Source organism: Stieleria sedimenti (assembly GCF_025060895.1).
Lineage (GTDB): Bacteria > Planctomycetota > Planctomycetia > Pirellulales > Pirellulaceae > Stieleria > Stieleria sedimenti.
In genome coordinates this window covers 1-2,797 of sequence record NZ_JANZKV010000392.1, presented here as the reverse complement: position 1 = coordinate 2,797, position 2,797 = coordinate 1, and the positions used below count along the sequence as shown (strand labels likewise).

Here is a 2,797-nt window from a genome sequence, read left to right as displayed (position 1 = left end):
ACCGTGAGCGCACGTCAACCATCGAAGCGGAAAGCAATTCGATTAAGTTCAACGGTAGCGATAACCGAGTCGCGGCGATTGATTTTCCATTGTCAACAACGACGACTCCGCGACTTCGCTTCATCGCATGGTTCGTCGCAACTTAGTCCGTCATGCGACGCTTGTACGTCTCATGTTCGCCGGTCCCAACATTGAGAACCTCGGCTTGGTTCTTACTGATCGCTATTAGAGCTAATGTCGTGTGCACGTCACCGTCAGCATCGTCCGATATCAGCACACAACCTCGGTTGTCAAGTTTCCAGTGAAGGATGGGATGCGTCTCTGAATCTGGAGCGTCTTTCGACCCGAGTGCACTCATTATTGTACAAAAGCGAGTGAAGTAGTAAACGCGGATTCGATCTGGCGAATCTAGAGCGTATTCGTGCATCACTAGGTCGTCGACGTCCCATGCAATCGTCCCAGGAATCGGGTCGGTCACGATTGGCGCGTCAGGATAAACGTAGTCGCTCTGCGTTGACGATCGAGGCAGTGACTCGGGGCGACAGCCGAGTAGAGGACTCGCCAAAGATACAACAGTAACGATCAACAAGACGGAGTGGCGAGGATTCATTTTGTCGACGAACGTCCACCGTTCACCGCGGCACGGCGAACGACATTGTATTTTCGATTGACGCCAACTCCGTGCCTGCGTGTGCAGTACGCCCAACATGGGCGTGATCTTGTGGGGTGAAAGTCCCCTGTACTTCGTTCCGGTTCCTTTCTTGGAGTCAGTATACCAAATGAATCTCTAACGAAAGACAGTACGAGGCGAGGGCAACTGCGGCGAGGCAACAGACCGTGGAGAGGAAGCCTAGGAATGTGTGCGCAAGCGTTAACCTGAATCACGCCGTTGACCACATTCTCGCCGAGACCTGCCAGGTTACGAACAGAAACCTCATACGAGGCCGACGACTCCAGGCTCGTCGCAGAGCGACCCAAGGCGTTCCAGCGGGCTGCTGACCGCGAAGCCAAACCGGAAGAAAGAGCGTAGGTAAATGTGGAGCTTGGGCAGGGATAGATCATGTCCCTTATTTGGGAGATCTCAGACGCGTACCCGCGAGTAGGGCTTGCCCGAAAGGTGGGGCGGATGTTGGCCAACATCTTGTTGGATGATTTTGACAAGGTTCTTGAGCAACGGGGTCTCCGCTTTGTTCGCTACGCCGACGACTTTCTGATCTTCGTACGATCGGAGCGCTCGGCCCGCCGTGTTTTCCACTCGGTGGAACGTTATCTCACTGGGACACTGAAACTGGTCGTCAATCGCGACAAAAGTCGCGTCTGCCGAACCGCCGGTGTCGATTTCCTCGGCTACCAATTCCATGGTTTCGGCGGCCAGATCCGAGTGAGCCCGAAGAGTCTCTTACGATGAAGCCTACCCTCCGGCCCACTCGGGCAAGGGTCCATGGCGTCTCTCGACGACGTCTGGCGTTCACCGAGCCTTATCGAACGCTTGGCTGCAGTCTCAAGGCTTATTCACGCTTGAAGAAAGATGGAGCTCGCTTGCTCCGAAACGGCGAACCGCCTAGTGCGGACCCGCATGCTAGGTGGTGTGGGAGGGAACCCGGAGCAATCCGGGTCCCTATCCCGATCGGCATGGTTCCCCTTCCCGCCAGCCCGAAAGGACACATTTCCAAAAACGAATGATCCATGGTAAAATCTTGGTACCTATGGAGACCTAAAATGCCGACACAGATCCCCCCTGAATTCGAACCATTCATCGAGTCACTCATCGCTCAGCGCAGGTACTTTTCAGCTCAGGAAGTTCTAGCAGAGGGACTTCGGCTACTCAAGGCGAAGGAATCGCTTAACGACGAAGTGAAACACGGCTTCGAGCAGCTCGATGAAGGGCGTCACGTCGACGGCCCAACTGCGATCAACGCGCTTCGCACGAAACTGCTAGATCGCGAAGGTACATAGCATTGTCAACATTTGTGCTGTCCGAAGATGCACACTCGGACCTCGAAGCGATCAGCGATTACATTGCATCCCAGAACGTAACGGCCGCAATCAAGATGCTCGACCGAATTCAGTCAACATGCCAAACACTCGCCGAGAACCCAGGACTAGGGGAAGTGCGGACCGGATTTGGCGTTCCAGGTTGTCGGTCATTCACAGTAAGCCGCTACGTCATTTTCTTTAGACCAAGCAACATCGGAATTGAAGTTGCTAGGATTCTCGACGCAAGTAGAGATCTGTAGCCTCTTTAAAAGGGAACGGTGGCGATCAGCGGGCCGCCGCGGTTGATGCTCGATTTGAAAACGTGCGATCGGCGGCTCCGCGTTCATGCCTTTGTTCTCTGCTTCACTTTTGCGATCGGGCGTCCGGAATCACTCAATCGTTTTGCGGCCTGACGAAGATACTCCGCGGTATCGCCTCCGCACTCGCTGAGCAACTGCTGTCGTGCAGCGTGCAGTTCGTCGAGAATTGGGTTATCAGTCATCATCGAGTTTGCAATGATTGCGTCGGCGACTCGATCCGCATCAGGATTGACGGGCAAAACGGGAATTCCGTCTAAAGCTTCGAGCCGCCGCGATGCGGCATCTGCATCTCCGAGCGACGCTTCGTCAATTACCAACTGGGAGGTCAAAACGACATGCAGCGACATTTGCTCGTCAAGCCAACGTTTCGCCTGAGATTGCAGCGCAGCAACGACGGGATCACTACTCCGCCAAGCAGTTGCGTGACTGACAATTGAAGTTTCGATGTAGACGGTATCCATACGCAAAGCCTAACACAGAGAACAGCGGTGGTCACCGCG

General features: G+C 54.5%; 4 protein-coding genes. 3 read left to right on the top strand and 1 reads right to left on the bottom strand.

Annotated features, from left to right (window positions below; translation table 11 throughout):
- The first annotated feature begins 1,060 nt into the window (after positions 1 to 1,060).
- The 3 genes from NZK35_RS34155 (at position 1,061) to NZK35_RS35070 (ending at position 2,237) form a co-directional block, all read left to right on the top strand.
- Positions 1,061 to 1,408, top strand: coding sequence for a reverse transcriptase domain-containing protein (locus NZK35_RS34155; RefSeq protein WP_259637009.1), 348 nt, complete (start codon positions 1,061 to 1,063; stop codon positions 1,406 to 1,408).
- Positions 1,409 to 1,719: 311 nt separating this feature from the next.
- Complete coding sequence (locus NZK35_RS34150; protein ID WP_259637008.1) at positions 1,720 to 1,956, top strand: ribbon-helix-helix domain-containing protein; 237 nt, start codon at positions 1,720 to 1,722, stop codon at positions 1,954 to 1,956.
- Positions 1,957 to 1,970: 14 nt separating this feature from the next.
- On the top strand, positions 1,971 to 2,237 hold the full coding sequence (locus NZK35_RS35070) for a type II toxin-antitoxin system RelE/ParE family toxin (RefSeq protein WP_407699874.1): 267 nt from the start codon (positions 1,971 to 1,973) through the stop codon (positions 2,235 to 2,237).
- Between the two features lie 83 nt (positions 2,238 to 2,320).
- On the opposite strand, the gene NZK35_RS34145 is transcribed toward NZK35_RS35070, so the two are convergent.
- Complete coding sequence (locus NZK35_RS34145) at positions 2,321 to 2,758, bottom strand: PIN domain-containing protein (RefSeq protein WP_259637007.1); 438 nt, start codon at positions 2,756 to 2,758, stop codon at positions 2,321 to 2,323.
- Between the last annotated feature and the right edge of the window lie 39 nt (positions 2,759 to 2,797).

Excerpts from the sequence above, each read along its gene's own strand:
- NZK35_RS34155 (WP_259637009.1), top strand. The coding sequence starts at position 1,061 with ATGTCCCTTATTTGGGAGATCTCAGACGCGTACCCGCGAGTAGGGCTT.
- NZK35_RS34150 (WP_259637008.1), top strand. The coding sequence starts at position 1,720 with ATGCCGACACAGATCCCCCCTGAATTCGAACCATTCATCGAGTCACTC.
- NZK35_RS34145 (WP_259637007.1), bottom strand. The coding sequence starts at position 2,758 with ATGGATACCGTCTACATCGAAACTTCAATTGTCAGTCACGCAACTGCT.